This window comes from Pseudomonas sp. FP2196 (assembly GCF_030687715.1).
Lineage (GTDB): Bacteria > Pseudomonadota > Gammaproteobacteria > Pseudomonadales > Pseudomonadaceae > Aquipseudomonas.
This window is the reverse complement of sequence record NZ_CP117445.1, coordinates 3058729-3076398: the sequence shown is the minus strand read 5'-3', so window position 1 is coordinate 3076398 and position 17670 is coordinate 3058729. Positions and strand designations below refer to the sequence as shown.

Genomic DNA, 17670 nt, shown 5'->3' with positions numbered 1-17670 from the left:
TGGCGGGAGCCGCAACTGTGAAAAAACTCCACTACTTAAAGACAATAAAGGAGTTGTGATGAGTCTGACTCTGTTAGCGCCTGAGAAAATGCTCGAGGTCATCCCGGGCGAAGTCACCATAAAAGGCACAGTGGATACGTTGCTGAACAAGGGGATGTCAATCCGCGGTTATCGTTTCTATAAAACCGAGGTGGACATCCCCAGCATGCGTGACTATGAGTTGGTTCGCTGGAAAAAAGGAACCGCAAATCTCGGGTTTCACGACGGCTCGCGATGGCGAAAAAACGCTGTGCAGGCGAATGATGTGACGATACTGACCCGTGGCGAATCATCTCGCTGGTATTGGATGAATGATATCGAAGTCAGTCATATCTACATTTCACAAGCGCTCATGGCCAAAGTCGCCAGCGAAATTTTTCACAAGAACATTGATCGTGTCTTCGTTGATCACTATCCGATTGTTAACGACCCTGCGCTGTTTGCACTGATGGGGCGCTATGAGGCCGAAGTGCTGAGTGAGGAACCCGGCAGCGATCTTTTTTCGCAGTCGCTTGAAGTGCAGCTCTGTATTCACCTCATGCGCAAATACATCAAATGTGATGGTCAAGAAGAAACCGCTTCACGCATTTCCAGTGCCCGTCTCGATGCCTTGCAGCGCTATATCGTCACCCACCTGTCAGGCGCCATATCTGTAAAGGATATGGCCGCCATTGTCGATTTAAGCCCATCACATTTCGTTCGGGTGTTTGCCACTGTGTTTGGCGTTTCGCCGCATCAGTATGTGCAGGCGCAACGGCTCAAGCGTGCCGAGCGGTTGCTGTCGACCCTGCGAAATGTTCCGCTCAAGGCCGTTGCGATGGATTGCGGTTTTGCCGACCAAAGCCACATGACGAGGCTGTTCAAAGAAAGGCTGTCAATGACGCCGAAAGAATACCGCGACAAACATGCATTCAGTTTGTTTGGCTCTCTCACCGTCCAGTGATTGAACGACGCGGATGGTTTTTAAAGGTCTTTAGTGTGCTCTCGTCGATGGGACTATTGCGCTGACTCTGCTCGGCACCACAGCCCTGTGGCTTTGGGGTGCATAAGTCTCGTCTGCTCAGCGGTTTGAGCCCGGCCGAGGTCAGCCACGTTGGCTGATTTGCACAGTCGTCTGCATTTGCAAGTGCCGACCGTCAACAGCTAGCACCCCGCTGACGCATGAACCTCGAAATAAATGAGGGGCTTGAAGACTATTGCTCCGTGATTGAGTCGACAGCTTGAATCAACAAGTGGTGAATGGCCGGCATCTTGCTTTATGGTTGGCGCCAAATAAAAAGCGAGTCGGACACCGTGAAATTCCATCAAATCAGAGCCTTGGTCGCGATCAACCAGTGCGGCAGCATCAATGAAGCCTCGCAGATGCTGCATGTCACCCAGCCTGCGTTGAGCCGTTCCATCAAAGATCTGGAGCGCGAGTTGGGCCTGACCCTGCTGCAGCGTTCCTACAAAGGCATGTCGTTGACTGATGAAGGACGGCGGATCATCCGTCATGCCCACATGGCGGTCGAGAGTATGCGGCGCCTGCAGATCGAGGCCGATAATATCCACGACATGGCCGTGGGAGAGGTCGCTGTCGGCGTCACTTCACTGACAGCCATGCTGCCGGGTTTTGAGAAGTGCATCAGTGACTACCAGGCGAAAAACCCCCGGGTGCGGATCAAACTCATCGAGCTGCGCCCCAGCCATATCGTCCAGCGTTTGCGCGACGGGAGCCTGGACTTTGCCCTGACGTCTCAACAAAACACTCAACGTCTGAATCTCGATTGGGAAGCTCTCCACCGGATCAAGGGCACGGTGGTATGTAGTCCGAACAACCCGATGCGGCATTCGCCCTCGTTGCGGCAATTACAGTACGCCAACTGGATCAGCCTGGACGAGGTAGACGACCAATCGTCGCAGTTCTACCAAATGTTTGAGGTCAACGATATTCATCCGCCGCAGAAGGTCATCGAGTGCGCCTCGCTGTTTCTGGCCTTGCGCCTGGTCGAGAATGCCGACGCGTTCATGACGCTGAGCAATCTTGCGCTAGGCAGCGCACTGCCACCGGGACGGGTACCGGAACTGGTCCTCGTTGAAGTCGAGGAGGTCATCCCGGAATACCCGATTTATCTGGTGTGCGTTGACCGCCATTCGCTGACGTCGCCGGCGAGAGATCTGTTTTACGGTCTCAAATCCAAGCTGGCCGCTGAGTCATCGGCAGAGCCGGCTTACTAGAAGTGGTAGTACATGCCGACGGCCAGGTTGCTGGGGTCGTCGCCAGTTTGCTCGAGGGGGATTCCCGCATAGCTGATGGCGGATTGGGGGCGGTTCTCGATCAGGGCGACCCGCCCGTAGATGGCCCAGTTCTTCTTCAGGAAGTGGTCGTAGCCGAGCATGATCCCGATAGCATCCTTGTCGCCGAATTCGATGTCGCGCTTGACCAGTGCCATGCGCGCCACATCGGCTTTGCCGACGGGCGCAGAAAGGCCCAACGTCCATGCGCTCATGCTCGGCGTCGCGTGGTAGTCGACGTCCTGGCGCTGCCAGGTGACATTGGCAGACAGCGGCCCGAAGTCATAAAACGCTGAAGCGCTTTTGAAATAGTTGTGGGTTTGTCGCTGGCGTTCGCCGTCATCCCATGGGTCGCTCAAGTAATCATTGAATGAGCCCAACAAAATCCACTGCGCATTGCTGTACTGAACACTCATGCCTTTGCCGCGCACGGTTTTGCCGGAGCTGGCGGTATCGTTCAGGCCCAGGCTGACGGCGGTGGCCACGCTGAAACCGGCGAATTTTGGCGTGGTGTAGGCCAGGGTGTGCTTGGGTCGCATATCCAGATAATAGGCACCGCGCCCGGCCGGCGGGCTGGTGAGGTAGGTATAGGGCGAACCGTAGGTGGCCAGGAACGGATCAGCAAACGTCGGCGTGCCCATGCCATAGGTTTTACCGAACTCCAACTTGCCGTAGTCCCGCGAACGCAGCGCCGCCACTGCCAGGCGTAGCGTGCCGACCTGCTTCCAGTGCCCGTCCAGCGCTTGGCCATTGAGGTTGAAACCTTCCTCGACATCGAACTCCAGCACCGTGTCCGGGTTGAGGGCCTTGCGCATGTAAAGCCCGAGCTTATTGGTCCAGGCGCCACCGCCCGCAAGTTTGGTTCCGGAGTGATGGCCCGGGTCCTGGTAATTCACAAAAGCATCGAGCGTGCCGTAGACATTGAGCTTGTCGGTGTAGCCCTTATCGACGTTGTAATAGCCAAATCCCGGCGCTACTCGGGCGATCGCAGGAAATCCCTCAGCCTGGCTGCACGTCGGTAGCCCGAGCCCTAACAGCAAAGCGGTCAATGAAGAGTTGCGCGCGGCGGACAGACCCATTTAAGACGCTCCATGGACGTGATGGCTGATGAGTCGCAGCCTCCACGAAAATAAAAACCGGTGAAAATAGTGAATTTTGCATGGGTATGCTTATTGGTTAATTTACTAAGGGGGGACCGCTACATTGAGGCCAGCAGGCATGTGGAAAGGTCTCAAAAAAAGCACGATTGCATCGATTCGCCGGCTGCATGAGTCTGAAAAATGGAAGGCATTGGTGCAATACCCGCCTACAAGTCCTCGCTGAGCACTGATGTGGAGCGTGTTCAAAGGACGTGACGCAAACAAGTTAACCATTGGTTAATTGCCTGCAAAAAGCGCAAGTGATTCGTCCTCCGAGTTCCCCGATAGTTGGCGTCGAATAACGCCAATAAGAATTCGGAGCGTTCCATGACGACCCTGCACTCGGACACTTCCTTGGCCAACGGAACGATGCGTTCCAATCCGGCCACCACCAACTCCAGAAAAGCCACCGTAGCGTGCGCCCTGGGCAATGCCCTGGAGATGTACGACTTCACGATCTACAGCTTTTTTGCCGTGATCATCGCCAAGAACTTTTTCCCGGCCCAGTCTCCGATCGCCTCATTGCTGATGTCGCTGACGGCGTTCGGGGTAGGCTTTTTGATGCGTCCGGTCGGCGCGATGGTGATTGGCCGTTTCGCCGATAGAAAAGGGCGCAAGGCCGCGCTAACGCTGACTATTGCACTGATGACACTGGGTACGGCGTTGATCGCTTTCGCCCCCACTTATCAGCAAGCAGGAGTATTGGGCACTGCTCTGCTGGTTATCGGCCGGCTGACTCAAGGTTTTTCTGCCGGTGGAGAAGTCGGCACCGCCTCGGTGTTGATGATGGAATCGTCGGCGACGAAAAATCGTTGCCGTAATGTCAGCTGGCAGGCTGCGAGCCAGGGTTACGCGGCGCTGGTAGGGGCTGGAATCGGTCTTCTCCTGAGCAGTGTCATGACTACGCCAGACCTGGAAGCGTGGGGTTGGCGCATCCCTTTTGTCATCGGTTTGCTGATTGGACCTGTCGGCTGGTACATCCGCCGCTGCCTGCCGGAAACCCTTGAAGCGCCCGTCATCAGCTCTTCACCATCCACCGTGCACAAACCCGGCTGGCGTGAGGTCATTGATCTGCGCAATACCGTACTCGCCACCGGATTGATGGCGAGCGCAACCATCAGCATGTACCTGTTCATTTTCTACATGCCGGCGTATCTGGTCAGTGCACTGCATTATCCGCAGCGCAGCGCCTTGGCGATTGCCTGCGCTTCAGCGGCGTGCCTGGCGATCATCACGCCGATAGCAGGGCGCTACGCCGACCGCCACGGCCTGCGCAAAAAACTGCTGGTTTGGACAATTACCTTGCCGGTTATCGCAGCATGGCCCGCGCTATGGCTGTTGTCGCATAGCACTGACTTGTACATCGCGATGCTGATCGTCGCGCTTCTGGTACTGCCCGGGTGTGTGGGCTCCGGGGCGTTTTTCGCGATGATCATGGAAGGCTTTGCCAAGCCACACCGAGCGCTCGGCACCTCGGTGAGTTACAGCTTTGGCGTCACCCTGTTCGGCGGCTTCTCGCCGTTGATCGCCACTTGGCTTACCTCGGCACTCAACACACCCACGGCCCCCGCGTTCTACCTGCTAGTGGGCGGGGTAATCAGCCTGTGCTGCTTGAAATTGTTCCCGGAAAACATTGGACGAGACTGACCCATGCGCAATCAACAAAACCAATCAGCGTTGAGCGACACCGAACTGCAGAGCTTCATCGCCTTGCGCCGACAAATCCATGCAGCGCCTGAACTGGGCGGCGAAACCCCGAACACCGCGGAACTGGTCGCTGCCAAACTGACGCAATGGGGCTATGAGCTGCATCGCGGTATCGGCGGACATGGCCTGGTCGGCGTCCTGAAAAGAGGCGAGGGCACACGCCGTATCGGTCTGCGCGCCGATATGGACGCGCTGCCCATGCAAGAAAAAAACACCTTTGCGCATGCCAGCCAGATTGCCGATCGCATGCATGCCTGCGGGCATGACGGGCATACCGCGATCCTGCTCGCGGCGGCTTATCGTCTGGCAACCCACGGCGAATTCAACGGCACCCTGAATTTGATTTTCCAACCGGACGAGGAGGGCTTGTGTGGGGCCAAGGCGATGATCGACGACGGCCTGTTCCAGCGATTTCCCTGCGATGCGATTTTCGCGCTGCATAACATGCCTGGTTACCCCTTGGGCACGGCTGTGATTCAGGCGGGACCCACCATGGCATCCTCGCAACGTGTATCGCTGCGCGTCAGTGGGCAAGGTGGACACGGCGCCATGCCAGAGAAATCGGTTGATCCATTGCCTGTTGTAGCCAGCCTGATCAACGCGATCCAGACCATCAAGTCGCGCAACCTCGGCCCGGAGGAATACGCGGTCATCAGCATCGGCATGCTACAGGCCGGGAGTGTCTACAACATCATTCCTGATGAGGCCAGCATGCTGATCAGTGTGCGTACCGACACCCCGCAAACTCAGCAAAAGATCAATCAGCGACTCGAACAGATCGTTCGCGGTCACGAGCAATCATTCGGCGTGAGCATTGACCTGGAAATTACCCCGCTGGCCCCCGCCCTAATCAATGACGAGACCGAAACGCAACGAGTGCGCGAAAGCCTTGCACCACTCTTTGAACCTGGCCACCTGCAAAGCCGCGGACCGAAGGTCATGGCCACCGAGGACTTCGCCTGGATGCTAACAGAAGTGCCGGGGTGCTATTTCTTACTGGGTAATGGTGAGGGCGAGTTTCACGGCTGCTCCGTGCACAACCCGCACTACGACTTCAATGATGAGCTGATCCGGTTGGGCGCCGATTGCTGGGTAAAACTGGTGGAAGATTTTCTCGTCTGACCACCCTGATCAGCCTTAAAACATTGTTCAAGGAAAATTCATGTTCCAGAAAAGCCTGTCCCTCGCTGATTTCGATCCAACATTGGCCGCCGCTATTACCGACGAGTCCCGACGTCAGGAGCGACACATTGAGCTGATTGCTTCGGAGAACTATGCCAGCCCGCAGGTGATGCAGGCGCAAGGCACCTTGTTGACCAACAAGTACGCTGAAGGCTATCCCGGGAAGCGCTACTACGGTGGTTGCGCCCACGTCGATGTCATCGAACAAATGGCGATTGATCGGGCTAAACAGCTGTTCGGTGCGGATTATGCCAACGTCCAGCCACACTCAGGCTCGTCGGCCAACAGTGCCGTTTACCTTGCACTATTGAAGCCTGGCGACACGTTGCTTGGTATGAGCCTTGCGCATGGCGGCCACTTGACTCACGGTGCCAAGGTGTCAGCTTCCGGCAAGCTCTACCACGCCGTACAGTACGGCACTGATGCTGGCGGATTGATTGACTATGACGAAGTCGAGCGCCTGGCCGTCGAGCATCAACCCCGTATGATCGTCGCGGGTTTCTCGGCGTATTCACGCACGTTGGACTTCCCACGCTTTCGGGCCATTGCCGATAAAGTCGGGGCGTTGCTGATGGTTGATATGGCACACGTGGCGGGGCTGGTGGCGGCGGGGTTGTATCCGAATCCGCTGCCTTACGCTGATGTAGTGACCAGCACCACGCACAAAACGCTGCGCGGCCCACGCGGAGGGCTGATCCTGGCCAGAAGCAATCCCGAACTTGAGAAAAAACTCGACTCGGCAGTGTTCCCCGGTAGTCAGGGCGGGCCGTTGATGCAAGTTATCGCCGCTAAGGCCGTGTGCTTCAAGGAAGCGGCGCTGCCGGCCTTCAAGACCTACCAGGCAAGTGTCATCGAGAACGCCCAAGTCATGGCGCAAACCTTTATCCAGCGGGGTTATGACGTCGTCTCCGGAGGCACCGACAACCACCTGTTTCTGCTCAGCCTGATTCGCCAGGGCATTACCGGCAAGGACGCCGACGCTGCGCTGGAACGCTGCGGCATCACGGTCAACAAAAACGCAGTGCCGAATGATCCCCAGTCGCCGTTCGTGACTTCCGGGCTGCGGATAGGCACGGCGGCGGTGACCACGCGAGGCTTTACGGGGGAGGAGTGCCGGGCGCTCGCCAGTTGGATCTGCGATGTGCTTGATCACTTGGGTGATGCTGACGTCGAAGCGCACGTCGCTCGGCAGGTCGCGCAGTTGTGCCAACGGTTCCCGGTTTACCAATCTACTTGCGATTGAGGATCACCTGAGGCTGGAAACCTTGGTGCCAGCGGGTACACCGATAAGCAAGTCCATCATCGAATGATGGTAAGTCCCCAATGTTCAGGACGACTTGCGGTTTACCCAATGGTTGACGCAAATGCAGAACAAAAGAGCGGCAGCCGAGAGGAGCATTGAGTTGGATAAGCCCTGGGCAAACGCTTCGGGCGCGGTGCTGCTGATCAGTCCGCCGAACACCGCTACGCCGATGACCCCGCCTAATTGACGTGCGGAAGCCATTAATCCAGAGGCCATACCGGCGTCTTGCTGAGAGACCGCTGACAACATTGAATTGGTAATCGAAGGAACGGACGAAGCGCTACCGATGCCTACGATCATCAAAGCGACGTTCAAGTACCAGAGCGATGTCTGTGCAGTGACTTGGGACAGAGCCAGGAAGCCGATGATCTGAATCAGGAATCCGGTCGTGATGATTTTTGCGGCGCTTACGCGTTTGGCAATCCGGGACGACACCATCGTAGAGATGGTCAGCACCGCTGTCAGTGGAATAAACGCCAGCCCCGTGCGGAAAGCATCGTAGTGCAGGAACAACTGAAAGTAGATGCTGAACACGAAGACCGTGCCGTAGAACGTCAAGTTGATCGCTGCACCAGCCAGAGCGGTGGTGGCGAGGATCCTGTTTTTGGCCAATCGGGCTGGAAGCATCGGATGTTTGATACGTCGCTCGATGAGCACGAAGGCCACTGCACACACGCCGGCGAGCAACAGGATTGAAAGGGTTTCAGTGCTCCAGCCGATAGCACCTGACTCGGTCAGTGCATAGGTCAGTGACGCCAGGCAGGCAGCAATACAGATTTGGCCCAGCGCATCCACTTTCTGATCAGTGCGAGGCGACTGCGGGGCATGACGCAGGATCAATACCACCGCGAGAATGCCAATAGGTACGTTAAGCAGGAAAATGCTGCGCCAGCCGAGTGACTCAATCAACAATCCACCGATCACTGGACCGGCAGCCAAGGCGATGCCGCCGCACGCGCCCCACATTGCCACGGCCGAGCGCCGTTTTTCAGGGTCTTGAAAACTGACTCTGATCAACGTCAAGGAGGTTGGAACCAGCAGGGCGGCCCCGATACCTTGAACGACACGCATACCAATGAGCATCGTCATGCTGTTTGACAGTCCGCAGCCAATTGAGGCGGCTGTAAAAATTACAAACCCCACCGCGAAGATTGTCTTGGCGCCGAACTTGTCACCCCATGCACCGCCGAGAATCAGCAAGGCCGAAAATGCCAGTGCATAGCTGTTGATCACCCATTGGAGGCCAGTGAGATTGGTGTCGAATGCTGCCTTCAACGTTCCGAGCCCTACGTTGACGATGCTGACGTCAAGCTGGACAACCAAGAAACCGAGACAGGCTGCGATTTGAATCGCAGCTAAGGATGTTTTGGGCATATCGGGTTCGCATTAATAAGAATGGGCCTGAAAGTAACGGTTGACGTGACATGCGTAAATACTAGAATCCGCGCACTATCAATGCATATCTGCATGGCTTATGAACTGGGAAGATCTACGCTATTTCTTGGCGATCGCACGGGCTGGAAGTCTTTCAGGGGCTGCCAGGGCTTTACGTGTCAATCAGGCAACCGTCAGTCGGCGCCTCGCTGCGTTGGAGTCTGAACTCAATGTTCGGCTTGTTGACAGGCTCACGCGTGAATCACCGTTGACGGCTATCGGGCAGCAGTTATTGGATGATGTCGCCGAAATCGACTCGAGGGCTTTCGCAATCGCGCGCAAGTGCTTGACCGCCAGCTCTACAGTGCGATCGAAGGTAACGATCTCGGCGCCGCCTATCTTGTCGAGGCACTTCCTGACGCCGAATGTGGCAATGCTGTGTCGCATGGAACCGCCAGTGCAACTCTCAATTCTTAGCGACTCCCATGTTGTTTCACTGTCCAGGCTTGAGGCTGATCTGGCACTGCGGCTTGCATCGCCGATCGAGGACACGGACATCGTCCGCAAAGTCGGGGTCATGAAGTTTGGTCTCTATGCCGCGCCTGACTACCACAACATCCATGATGAGCACGCTTGGGAATTTGTCGGTTATAACGATCCAGACTTCGACTTTGCGCACAAACGTTGGCTCTACGAAATCATCGGATCCAGGCGCGTCGCCTGTGAGGTGACCGACTTGAGTCAGCAGTACGACGCGGCGTGCACCGGCATTGCGGTTGCGGGATTACCTTGCTTCATCGGCGATCCGGATCCTCGGCTGATCAGACTGGAAAGCGATCAGCCGATGCTCGATCTCGATATTTGGGTGGCCATGCACCCTGATCGGCGAAACGACACGGTGATACGCAGGACCGCCGATGCAATCGTGAAGTTACTGGCGCCCTGTGGTTTGGGATTGGCCACCAGTACTCGATGATCCTGTTTCGCTTGATGCCCAGCCTGATACTCAGTGGTTGATGGCCGTAATGATTGCCAGACAGCGTTGAATCATTGGACTGATGTCGCCAGCCCGGCGACTCAAGATAATCGGCGATACCGCTTCGGAATCCTGAATGGGCGCATAGGTGAGGTCCGCACGATGTTGCTGCTGAACAGACGCGGGGACCAAAGTGATACCTAATCCCGCCGCCACCAAACCGAGGGCGGTCTGCAGTTCATTGGCCCATTGAGAAACCCGCACGCCCATACCGTGATTCGCAAACAACGCTAAAACATGATCGGCGTAGCTGGGTCTCGGGTTGGCCGGGTACAGCACGAAGGACTCGTGCGACAGTCGTTCCAGCGTAATGGTTTCACCCTGCAAACGGTGCCCGGTCGGCAGTACCGCGACCAGCGGATCTTCATAAAGCACTTGCTGATGGATGGCGCCATCGTCGAAATGAATACGACCAAAACCTATGTCGATACGGCCGCTTTTCAGTGCCTCGATTTGCTGAAGCGTGGTCATTTCCTGCAAGCCAAGCTCAAGGTCTGAATCGCGGCGTAATTCTCGAATGAGTTCAGGCAGCAGCGCATAGAGGGTAGATGGCGCGAAGCCTATACCAAGCCATTGCCGCTGCCCTTCACCTATGCGTCGAGTGTTCTCGCACAGCTGTTCAAGCTGCTTGAGCAGCATGCCGCTGTGCTCATGGAAGTAGCGGCCCGCTTCGGTCAATTGCACCGGACGCGTGCGCTCCAGCAGCGCTGTACCTAAATGCTCTTCGAGTTGCTGAATCTGCCGGCTGAGCGGTGGCTGGGCGATATTCAGGCGTTCGGCAGCACGGGTGAAATTGAGTGTTTCAGCCACCGCTTGAAAGTAGCGGATATGTCTTAATTCCACGATACCTCCGAGGTATGGAGAGAGACAAAATGAATATTGGACGCAGTGGATACGTTGCGCGGATTCTAAGTTACATCAAACAAGATTCCGTGGGTATCGATGCATAGGCATCACGACCCACATCTGAACCTCCGCACAATGGAACCAGAAATGAACGTAACCCGGATCGAGCGCCTTGAGACGATCATCGTCGACTTGCCCACCATTCGCCCGCACAAGTTGGCCATGCATACCATGCAGGGGCAAACCCTGGTCATTCTTCGCCTGCTTTGCAGTGATGGTATCGAGGGCATCGGCGAAGCGACGACAATCGGTGGGCTGGCTTACGGCAATGAGAGTCCGGAGAGCATCAAGACCAACCTCGACAGCTATTTCGCACCGTTGCTGATTGGACAGGATGCCGAGAACATCAATGCCGCGATGCAACGTCTGGACAAGGCCATTAAAGGCAATACGTTTGCCCGGTCCGCAGTCGAAACGGCATTGCTGGACGCCCAAGGCAAGCGTTTAGGTCTGCCTGTAAGCGAACTCCTGGGCGGGCGCGTGCGCGATGCACTCGAAGTGGCCTGGACGCTGGCCAGTGGTGACACCGCCAAAGACATCCAGGAAGCCGAGCAGATGCTCGAACTGCGTCGTCACCGCATTTTCAAACTGAAGATTGGCGCCAACGCGCTGGAGCGAGATCTTGCTCACGTGGTCGCGATCAAGAAAGCCCTTGGCGACCGCGCCAGTGTCAGGGTCGACGTGAACCAATACTGGAGCGAATCTCAAGCGATCAAGGGGTGCCAAATCCTCGGGGAGAACGGCATCGACCTGATCGAGCAACCTATTTCCAGGATAAATCGCGGCGGGCAGATTCGTCTCAACCAGCGCAGCCCGGCGCCAATCATGGCCGACGAATCCATTGAATGTGTCGAGGACGCTTTCAGCCTCGCCGCCGATGGCGCGGCGAGTATTTTCGCCCTCAAGATCGCCAAGAACGGTGGCCCTCGCGCTGTCCTGCGCACCGCCCATATCGCCCAAGCGGCAGGCATTGCGCTGTATGGCGGCACGATGCTGGAGGGCACCGTCGGCACGCTGGCGTCGGCCCATGCCTTCATCACGCTTGAGCAACTGCAATGGCAAACCGAACTGTTCGGGCCGCTGCTGCTGACCGAAGAAATCGTGACCGAAGCACCGGTCTACCGCGACTTCCACTTGCATGTTCCGACCACACCAGGCCTGGGTCTGACGCTCGATGAGGATCGCCTGGCCCGCTTCCGTCGCCGCTAAACCTTGTTATCAGGAGATAAGAAAGATGCTCTTCCACGTAAAAATGACGGTGAAGCTTCCCGTGGACATGGACCCACAGAAAGCCGCGCGTTTGAAAGCCGATGAAAAGGAACTGGCGCAGCGTTTACAGACTGAAGGCAAATGGCGGCACCTCTGGCGTATCGCTGGACACTACGCCAACTTCAGCGTTTTTGACGTCGAAAGCGTTGAGGCTTTGCATGACACGCTCATGCAATTGCCGCTGTTCCCGTACATGGATATCGAAGTGACCGGGCTCTGCCGCCATCCTTCATCGATCCACGAAGACGATCGTTAAGCGTTGCTCTTTGCGACTTTGAACATAATAAAAAGATGGGAACATAATCATGACAGTCAGAATTTCCAGCTCTGATGAAATCCAGGCATTTTTCAAACAAGCTGCTGGTTTGGACAATGATCAAGGCAACGTGCGAGTCAAACAGATCCTGCTGCGTGTATTGCAAGACAGTGCGCGTTTGATCGAAGACCTGCAGATTACCGATGACGAATTCTGGAGCGCAATCGACTACCTGAATCGCCTGGGCGGTCGCGGTGAAGCCGCTCTGCTCATGGCCGGACTTGGCCTCGAGCATTTCCTCGATTTGCTAAATGATGCCCGCGATGAACAGGCTGGCCACACCGGCGGCACGCCTCGCACCATCGAAGGCCCGCTGTATGTCGCCGGCGCTCCGCTGTGTGAAGGCGAAGCACGCATGGACGATGGCAGCGAAGAGGGCGTCGCGACAACGCTGTTCATCGAAGGCCAGGTCGTCGACCTGCAAGGTCAGCCTGTCGCGGGCGCTATCGTTGACTTGTGGCAGGCCAATACCAAAGGCAACTACTCCTACTTCGATAAATCCCAATCGGCGTACAACTTGCGTCGGCGCATCGTTACGGATGCCGACGGTCGCTATCGTGCTCGCAGTATCGTCCCGTCCGGGTATGGCTGCGATCCTCAAGGACCGACTCAGGAATGCCTGAATCTGCTTGGCCGCCACGGTCAGCGTCCTGCGCATATTCACTATTTCATTTCAGCGCCCGGTTATCGCCACCTGACCACTCAAATCAATCTGTCAGGCGAAAAGTACCTGTGGGACGATTTCGCCTACGCCACGCGAGAAGGCTTGATCGGTGAAGTTCGCTTCATTGATGACGCTCAATCGAGTGCCAAACGTGGTGTAGAAGGGCGTTTTGCCGAGCTGTCTTTCGACTTCCAATTGCAACCGGCAGAGGCCGTAACGCAAGAGCAGCGAAGCTTGCGCCCGCGCGTGCTTCAGGACTGACGCAAGGGAAGGGTGGCGACTCCACGCAAGTCGCCACCTGACTTTTTTCCAGATGCACACAATGATGTGAAAGGCATTGAAGGGAATTCGCAGCCTGCAAAAGTAATAATAAAAATAAGAAAGGCTAGATATGAACAGTTATTCCAAGCCCTTGTTGTGCTCGTCTCTTTTGTGTGGCGTATCACTTGCCATGGCGCAAGAAGCAACACAATTGAAGTTGCCGCCCATCAGCACCATTGCGTGGGCCGATAACCCACTGTACCTAGCCGATGAAAACATCCGTCGCAACGATCCGTTAGGTTCTATCCGCTACATTCCCTTGTCCGGTGATGCTCGAGACTATCTCGCGATCGGTGGCGAAGTCAGATACCAGTATCAGGACTATCAACATGCCTTGCTGGGTGTGGGCGGGAAAGCCAATCCAAACAGCATGCTGCAACAGCGTCTGAGACTCAGCGCAGATCTCAATTTGAGTAATGGTCTGCGGGTATTTACCGAGCTGGGTGATAACCGTGAGTTTTTCTCCGAACGGGTGAGTCGATTCAATCGCGACAAGACCGATCTACAGCAAATGTTCGCCGAGTACTCCACAGGTGATGATTCCTATGGAGTCTTCAATGTTCGGGGCGGACGTTTCGTGATGCCCATGGGCAGTGTGCGCCTTGCCGGTCTTCGCGAAGGCGCCAACGTCCGCTACACCTATGACGGCGTGAAGCTGGGCTGGCAAACCCCGGGCAAGACCCGCTGGGAGCTGTTCTCGGTAAGTCCGACGCAGATCGATCCGCTCAAGTTCGATGACCAGCGCGATAAACATCAGGATTTTTCCGGGTTATACGGCACGGCAGTCTGGAGCCCTCTGGACAGCAATATTGATGTTTTCGCTTATACCTTTGGTCGCGACAATGCGGTCTACACCAGTGTCGCCGGCAATGAGCGGCGCAACAGTTATGGCGTACGGTTTTATCGCCAATCCACGCCTTGGGATTACGACATTGAAGCCGTGGTGCAGGGTGGCAACAGCGGCGGCCAGGACATCCGCGCCTGGGGACTGATGACGCAGGCGGGTTACACCTTCAAAGATGTACCGCTAACGCCTCGCTTGGGGTTTCGAGCAAACGCGTTCAGCGGCGACGACGATCCGAACGACAACACCCTCGGCGACTTCGTTGCGCCAGCGCTTGCATCAGGTCTGGTGTACACCGATGCCAATTGGTTTACCGCCACCAACATGATCAACGTCGCCCCCGTGGCATCGCTCAAATTGACCCAGGACGTGAAGCTCGAAGCGAACGTCGATGTCCTGATGCGTGAAAGCACCAAGGACGGCATCTACTACCTCCCGACCGCAGCTCCCTACGCGCCGAACCAGGGAAATGCGCGGCATGTCGCAACCAATACCAACTTCATCGTTGACTGGCGGGTGAACCGGTTCACGACCGTTCACGCCATGTATACCCATGTCCAGGCCGGGGCGGCCCTGGAGGATATCGGCGGTAAAGACACTGACTACTTCGGTATCTACACCCAGTTCGTTTTCTGATCCTTTGGCGATTCTTTGCCTGCTGAACAATAACAACGGAGTCCGCAATGTTCGTTAAACGCAAACCATCGATGATCTGTGCCGTTGCCCTGGCAGGAGGCATGAGCCTGCTTTCGCAACCCTACAGCCATGCAGCCTCGATAGAAAAAGACAGTCGCCCGAACATCGTGCTGATCGTGGCCGATGATATGGGCTATTCGGATCTGAGTGCGTTTGGCAGTGAAATTCAGACACCCAACCTGGACGCCATTGCGAAGGCAGGGGTGACGTTCAGCAATTACCACACGGCCCCGACATGCTCACCGACGCGCTCAATGCTCATGAGCGGCACCGACAATCACATCGCCGGTGTTGGCACCATGGCCGAACTGGTACTTCCCGAGCAGGCAGGCAAACGCGGTTACGAGGGCTATCTGACCGATCGCGTTGTGGCCTTTCCGAAGCTGCTTCAGGCCAACGGTTATCGCACGATGATGGTGGGTAAATGGCACCTTGGCAAAACACCTGAACTGGGACCGAAGGCGCGAGGTTTTGACCAGTCCTTTGCGCTTCTCGAGGGCTCTGCCGACCATTTCACGCAAGGGGGCACCACCGACAGGAATCCCAAGGCGAGTTATCGATTGAATGGGGAAAATATCGACCTCCCGAAAAACTTCGATTACTCGTCGGATTACTTCACGCGCACGGCCATTGAGCAGATTGGAGCGGCTACCGACAAGCCGTTCTTCGCCTATCTGGCGTACACCGCACCGCACTGGCCACTGCAGGTACCCACGGCGTATCTCGAGCGCTATCGCGGCCTCTACGACAAAGGCTATGCAAATATCGCCGAAGCACGCCTGAAACGGATGAAGGACAAAGGACTCGTCGCACAGGATGTACAGATCAATCCCGGCCCCGGCGTATGGCCCGCCTGGGAAAAGCTGTCACCTCGCGAGAGGGCGTTAGAGTCGCGACGAATGGAAGTCTATGCGGCAATGATCACTAATCTGGACGACAACGTCGGCAAGTTGGTCAAGCACCTCAAAGATACCGGGCAGTATGACAACACGGTGTTCGTGTTCTTTTCCGACAACGGCGCAGAAGGCAGTAATCCGGAGGACGTCACGCCGAACAACGCGAAGTGGATTGCCGAAAACTTTGACAACTCACTGGACAATATTGGCAAGCCGGGATCATTCAGTGGGTACGGTCCAAACTGGGCACGTGTCAGCTCGACACCCTTCAGGATGTACAAGGCTTTTACCTATGAAGGCGGCATTCGTACCGCAGCGTTCATCGCCGGGCCGGGTATGCGACACGGGGAAGTTTCAGACGCTTATATGAGTGTGAAAGACCTTGCTCCCACGTTCCTGGAACTGGCTCGTGTCGAACACCCATCAACGCGCGATACCAGCGTTGAGAGAATGCAGGGAACGTCTGCGCTGAGCTTTCTGAAAGCGGCCAGCCCTGCCATTCACCCGGAAGATCAGATGCAGTGCACCGAATTGTTCGGTCGAGTCTCACTGCTGCAAGGCAAATGGAAAATGACCTTCAGCAATACGCCTTGGGGGCCGGGCAAATGGGAACTCTTCGACATTCGCAAGGACCCGACCGAGCGCGCAGATCTCGCGGATCAGAATCCTCAGATTACCCGAACCTTGCTGAATCAATGGCAAGAGTGCCAAGCGCGTAACGGTATTACATGGGATGAACAACTCGCGACGAAAATCCGTTTCGGCAACGAGATTAAGCACTATGAAACAGTCGATTGATGCGCGCAGCGAAGAGGATCACGCCGTTGTCAGACTTGCCAACTGGCGCCGGCTGAAGGGCGGGTCGTTTCTGATGGGGTCGGATCGTCATTACCCGGAAGAAGCACCAGCCCATTGGGAGCAGGTCGAGGGTTTTGAGATTCAAGACACGCCGGTCACCAATGTCATGTTTGCCGAATTCATCGCATGCACCGGTTATGTCACGCAGGCCGAGCGTCACCTGTGCCCCGAAGACTACCCCGGTGTGCCGCCCGCGCAGCTTCAACCTGCATCGCTGGTATTCATACCGCCAACCAGCCCTGTGCTTCTGGATGATGTGAGCCGCTGGTGGTCGTTGGTTCCGGGAGCTGATTGGTCTCACCCGCAGGGACCCGGTTCGAATCTACGCAATATGGACAATCATCCGGTGGTGCACGTCGGGCTCGAAGATGCCATGGCTTATGCCCAATGGGCAGGTTGCGACCTACCTACCGAGCAGGAGTGGGAATACGCCGCCTGGGGTGGGCATCAGGCAAGCGAGTTCGTTTGGGGGCATGAGTTGGCGCCCAATGGCCAGCACCAGGCAAACACTTGGCAGGGCGCCTTTCCCCACGAGAATCTCGAAGCCGACGGCTTCGCGGGTACTTCTCCGGTAAGCACTTTTCCCGGTAATGGGTTTGGCCTGTTCGACATGATCGGCAATGTCTGGGAGTGGACGACTTCGGTCTTCCAGTCCACCCATGACGCTCCCCAAAAGTCATGTTGCTCAAGCGCGAAGAAGATGTCGGCGGGGATGAAGGTGCTCAAAGGCGGATCACACCTGTGTGCACCCAACTATTGCCAGCGCTACCGTGCGCCAGCTCGATCGCCACAATCCGTCGACACCACCAGTTCTCACATCGGCTTCAGGTGTGTCAGGCGATGACT

The 17670-nt window shown here is 56.3% G+C and carries 15 protein-coding genes; 12 read left to right on the top strand and 3 right to left on the bottom strand.

Going from position 1 to position 17670, the window contains the following annotated elements; translation table 11 throughout:
* Positions 1 to 58: 58 nt before the first annotated feature.
* Both PSH79_RS13810 and PSH79_RS13805 read left to right on the top strand, forming a co-directional pair.
* On the top strand, positions 59 to 982 hold the full coding sequence (locus PSH79_RS13810) for a helix-turn-helix domain-containing protein (RefSeq protein ID WP_305443751.1): 924 nt from the start codon (positions 59 to 61) through the stop codon (positions 980 to 982).
* Between the two features lie 350 nt (positions 983 to 1332).
* Positions 1333 to 2256: a LysR family transcriptional regulator gene (locus tag PSH79_RS13805; protein ID WP_305443749.1), complete on the top strand. Its 924-nt coding sequence runs from the start codon at positions 1333 to 1335 to the stop codon at positions 2254 to 2256.
* Here the strand turns inward: PSH79_RS13805 and PSH79_RS13800 are convergent.
* The gene (locus PSH79_RS13800; RefSeq protein WP_305443747.1) at positions 2253 to 3392 is read right to left on the bottom strand and encodes a porin; all 1140 of its coding nucleotides are present in this window, start codon (positions 3390 to 3392) and stop codon (positions 2253 to 2255) included. The two genes, PSH79_RS13805 and PSH79_RS13800, sit on opposite strands and share 4 nt — an antisense overlap.
* 387 nt (positions 3393 to 3779) lie before the next feature.
* Here PSH79_RS13800 and PSH79_RS13795 point away from each other — a divergent pair, with 387 nt between their 5' ends.
* The 3 genes from PSH79_RS13795 to glyA are packed head-to-tail and all read left to right on the top strand — an operon-like array spanning position 3780 to position 7584.
* Entirely contained in the window at positions 3780 to 5099 is a 1320-nt protein-coding gene (locus PSH79_RS13795) for an MFS transporter (RefSeq protein WP_370872642.1), read from the top strand.
* A 3-nt stretch (positions 5100 to 5102) separates the two neighbouring features.
* Positions 5103 to 6281, top strand: a complete 1179-nt coding sequence (locus PSH79_RS13790) for a M20 aminoacylase family protein (RefSeq protein WP_305443745.1) — start codon at positions 5103 to 5105, stop codon at positions 6279 to 6281.
* 40 nt (positions 6282 to 6321) lie between these two features.
* The gene (glyA, locus tag PSH79_RS13785) at positions 6322 to 7584 is read left to right on the top strand and encodes a serine hydroxymethyltransferase (RefSeq protein WP_305443743.1); all 1263 of its coding nucleotides are present in this window, start codon (positions 6322 to 6324) and stop codon (positions 7582 to 7584) included.
* Between the two features lie 84 nt (positions 7585 to 7668).
* Here glyA and PSH79_RS13780 read toward each other — a convergent pair whose 3' ends face one another.
* Entirely contained in the window at positions 7669 to 9018 is a 1350-nt protein-coding gene (locus PSH79_RS13780; RefSeq protein WP_305443741.1) for an MFS transporter, read from the bottom strand.
* Between the two features lie 100 nt (positions 9019 to 9118).
* On the opposite strand from PSH79_RS13780, the gene PSH79_RS13775 reads away from it, so the two are divergent.
* A complete protein-coding gene (locus tag PSH79_RS13775; protein ID WP_305443740.1) occupies positions 9119 to 9994 on the top strand; it encodes a LysR family transcriptional regulator in 876 nt (291 codons plus the stop codon).
* 30 nt (positions 9995 to 10024) lie between these two features.
* Here the strand turns inward: PSH79_RS13775 and PSH79_RS13770 are convergent, their stop codons facing one another.
* Positions 10025 to 10897, bottom strand: coding sequence for a LysR family transcriptional regulator (locus PSH79_RS13770; RefSeq protein WP_305443738.1), 873 nt, complete (start codon positions 10895 to 10897; stop codon positions 10025 to 10027).
* 150 nt (positions 10898 to 11047) lie between these two features.
* Here PSH79_RS13770 and PSH79_RS13765 point away from each other — a divergent pair, with 150 nt between their 5' ends.
* The 6 genes from PSH79_RS13765 to PSH79_RS13740 all read left to right on the top strand — a co-directional run bounded on the left by PSH79_RS13765 (position 11048) and on the right by PSH79_RS13740 (position 17668).
* Complete coding sequence (locus PSH79_RS13765) at positions 11048 to 12169, top strand: muconate cycloisomerase family protein (RefSeq protein ID WP_305443736.1); 1122 nt, start codon at positions 11048 to 11050, stop codon at positions 12167 to 12169.
* Positions 12170 to 12194: 25 nt separating this feature from the next.
* Positions 12195 to 12485, top strand: a complete 291-nt coding sequence (catC, locus tag PSH79_RS13760; protein ID WP_110718397.1) for a muconolactone Delta-isomerase — start codon at positions 12195 to 12197, stop codon at positions 12483 to 12485.
* 49 nt (positions 12486 to 12534) lie between these two features.
* Positions 12535 to 13470, top strand: coding sequence for a catechol 1,2-dioxygenase (gene catA, locus PSH79_RS13755; protein WP_305443734.1), 936 nt, complete (start codon positions 12535 to 12537; stop codon positions 13468 to 13470).
* A gap of 130 nt (positions 13471 to 13600) precedes the next feature.
* Positions 13601 to 15010, top strand: a complete 1410-nt coding sequence (locus tag PSH79_RS13750; RefSeq protein ID WP_305443732.1) for an alginate export family protein — start codon at positions 13601 to 13603, stop codon at positions 15008 to 15010.
* A 47-nt stretch (positions 15011 to 15057) separates the two neighbouring features.
* Positions 15058 to 16764: an arylsulfatase gene (locus PSH79_RS13745; RefSeq protein ID WP_305443731.1), complete on the top strand. Its 1707-nt coding sequence runs from the start codon at positions 15058 to 15060 to the stop codon at positions 16762 to 16764.
* On the top strand, positions 16748 to 17668 hold the full coding sequence (locus PSH79_RS13740; protein ID WP_305443729.1) for a formylglycine-generating enzyme family protein: 921 nt from the start codon (positions 16748 to 16750) through the stop codon (positions 17666 to 17668). The genes PSH79_RS13745 and PSH79_RS13740 overlap by 17 nt, the downstream gene beginning before the upstream one ends.
* The last annotated feature ends 2 nt before the right edge of the window (positions 17669 to 17670 follow it).

Excerpts from the sequence above, each read along its gene's own strand:
- PSH79_RS13810 (WP_305443751.1), top strand. The coding sequence starts at position 59 with ATGAGTCTGACTCTGTTAGCGCCTGAGAAAATGCTCGAGGTCATCCCG.
- PSH79_RS13800 (WP_305443747.1), bottom strand. The coding sequence starts at position 3,392 with ATGGGTCTGTCCGCCGCGCGCAACTCTTCATTGACCGCTTTGCTGTTA.
- PSH79_RS13795 (WP_370872642.1), top strand. The coding sequence starts at position 3,780 with ATGACGACCCTGCACTCGGACACTTCCTTGGCCAACGGAACGATGCGT.
- PSH79_RS13790 (WP_305443745.1), top strand. The coding sequence starts at position 5,103 with ATGCGCAATCAACAAAACCAATCAGCGTTGAGCGACACCGAACTGCAG.
- glyA (WP_305443743.1), top strand. The coding sequence starts at position 6,322 with ATGTTCCAGAAAAGCCTGTCCCTCGCTGATTTCGATCCAACATTGGCC.
- PSH79_RS13780 (WP_305443741.1), bottom strand. The coding sequence starts at position 9,018 with ATGCCCAAAACATCCTTAGCTGCGATTCAAATCGCAGCCTGTCTCGGT.
- PSH79_RS13775 (WP_305443740.1), top strand. The coding sequence starts at position 9,119 with ATGAACTGGGAAGATCTACGCTATTTCTTGGCGATCGCACGGGCTGGA.
- PSH79_RS13765 (WP_305443736.1), top strand. The coding sequence starts at position 11,048 with ATGAACGTAACCCGGATCGAGCGCCTTGAGACGATCATCGTCGACTTG.
- catC (WP_110718397.1), top strand. The coding sequence starts at position 12,195 with ATGCTCTTCCACGTAAAAATGACGGTGAAGCTTCCCGTGGACATGGAC.
- catA (WP_305443734.1), top strand. The coding sequence starts at position 12,535 with ATGACAGTCAGAATTTCCAGCTCTGATGAAATCCAGGCATTTTTCAAA.
- PSH79_RS13750 (WP_305443732.1), top strand. The coding sequence starts at position 13,601 with ATGAACAGTTATTCCAAGCCCTTGTTGTGCTCGTCTCTTTTGTGTGGC.
- PSH79_RS13745 (WP_305443731.1), top strand. The coding sequence starts at position 15,058 with ATGTTCGTTAAACGCAAACCATCGATGATCTGTGCCGTTGCCCTGGCA.
- PSH79_RS13740 (WP_305443729.1), top strand. The coding sequence starts at position 16,748 with ATGAAACAGTCGATTGATGCGCGCAGCGAAGAGGATCACGCCGTTGTC.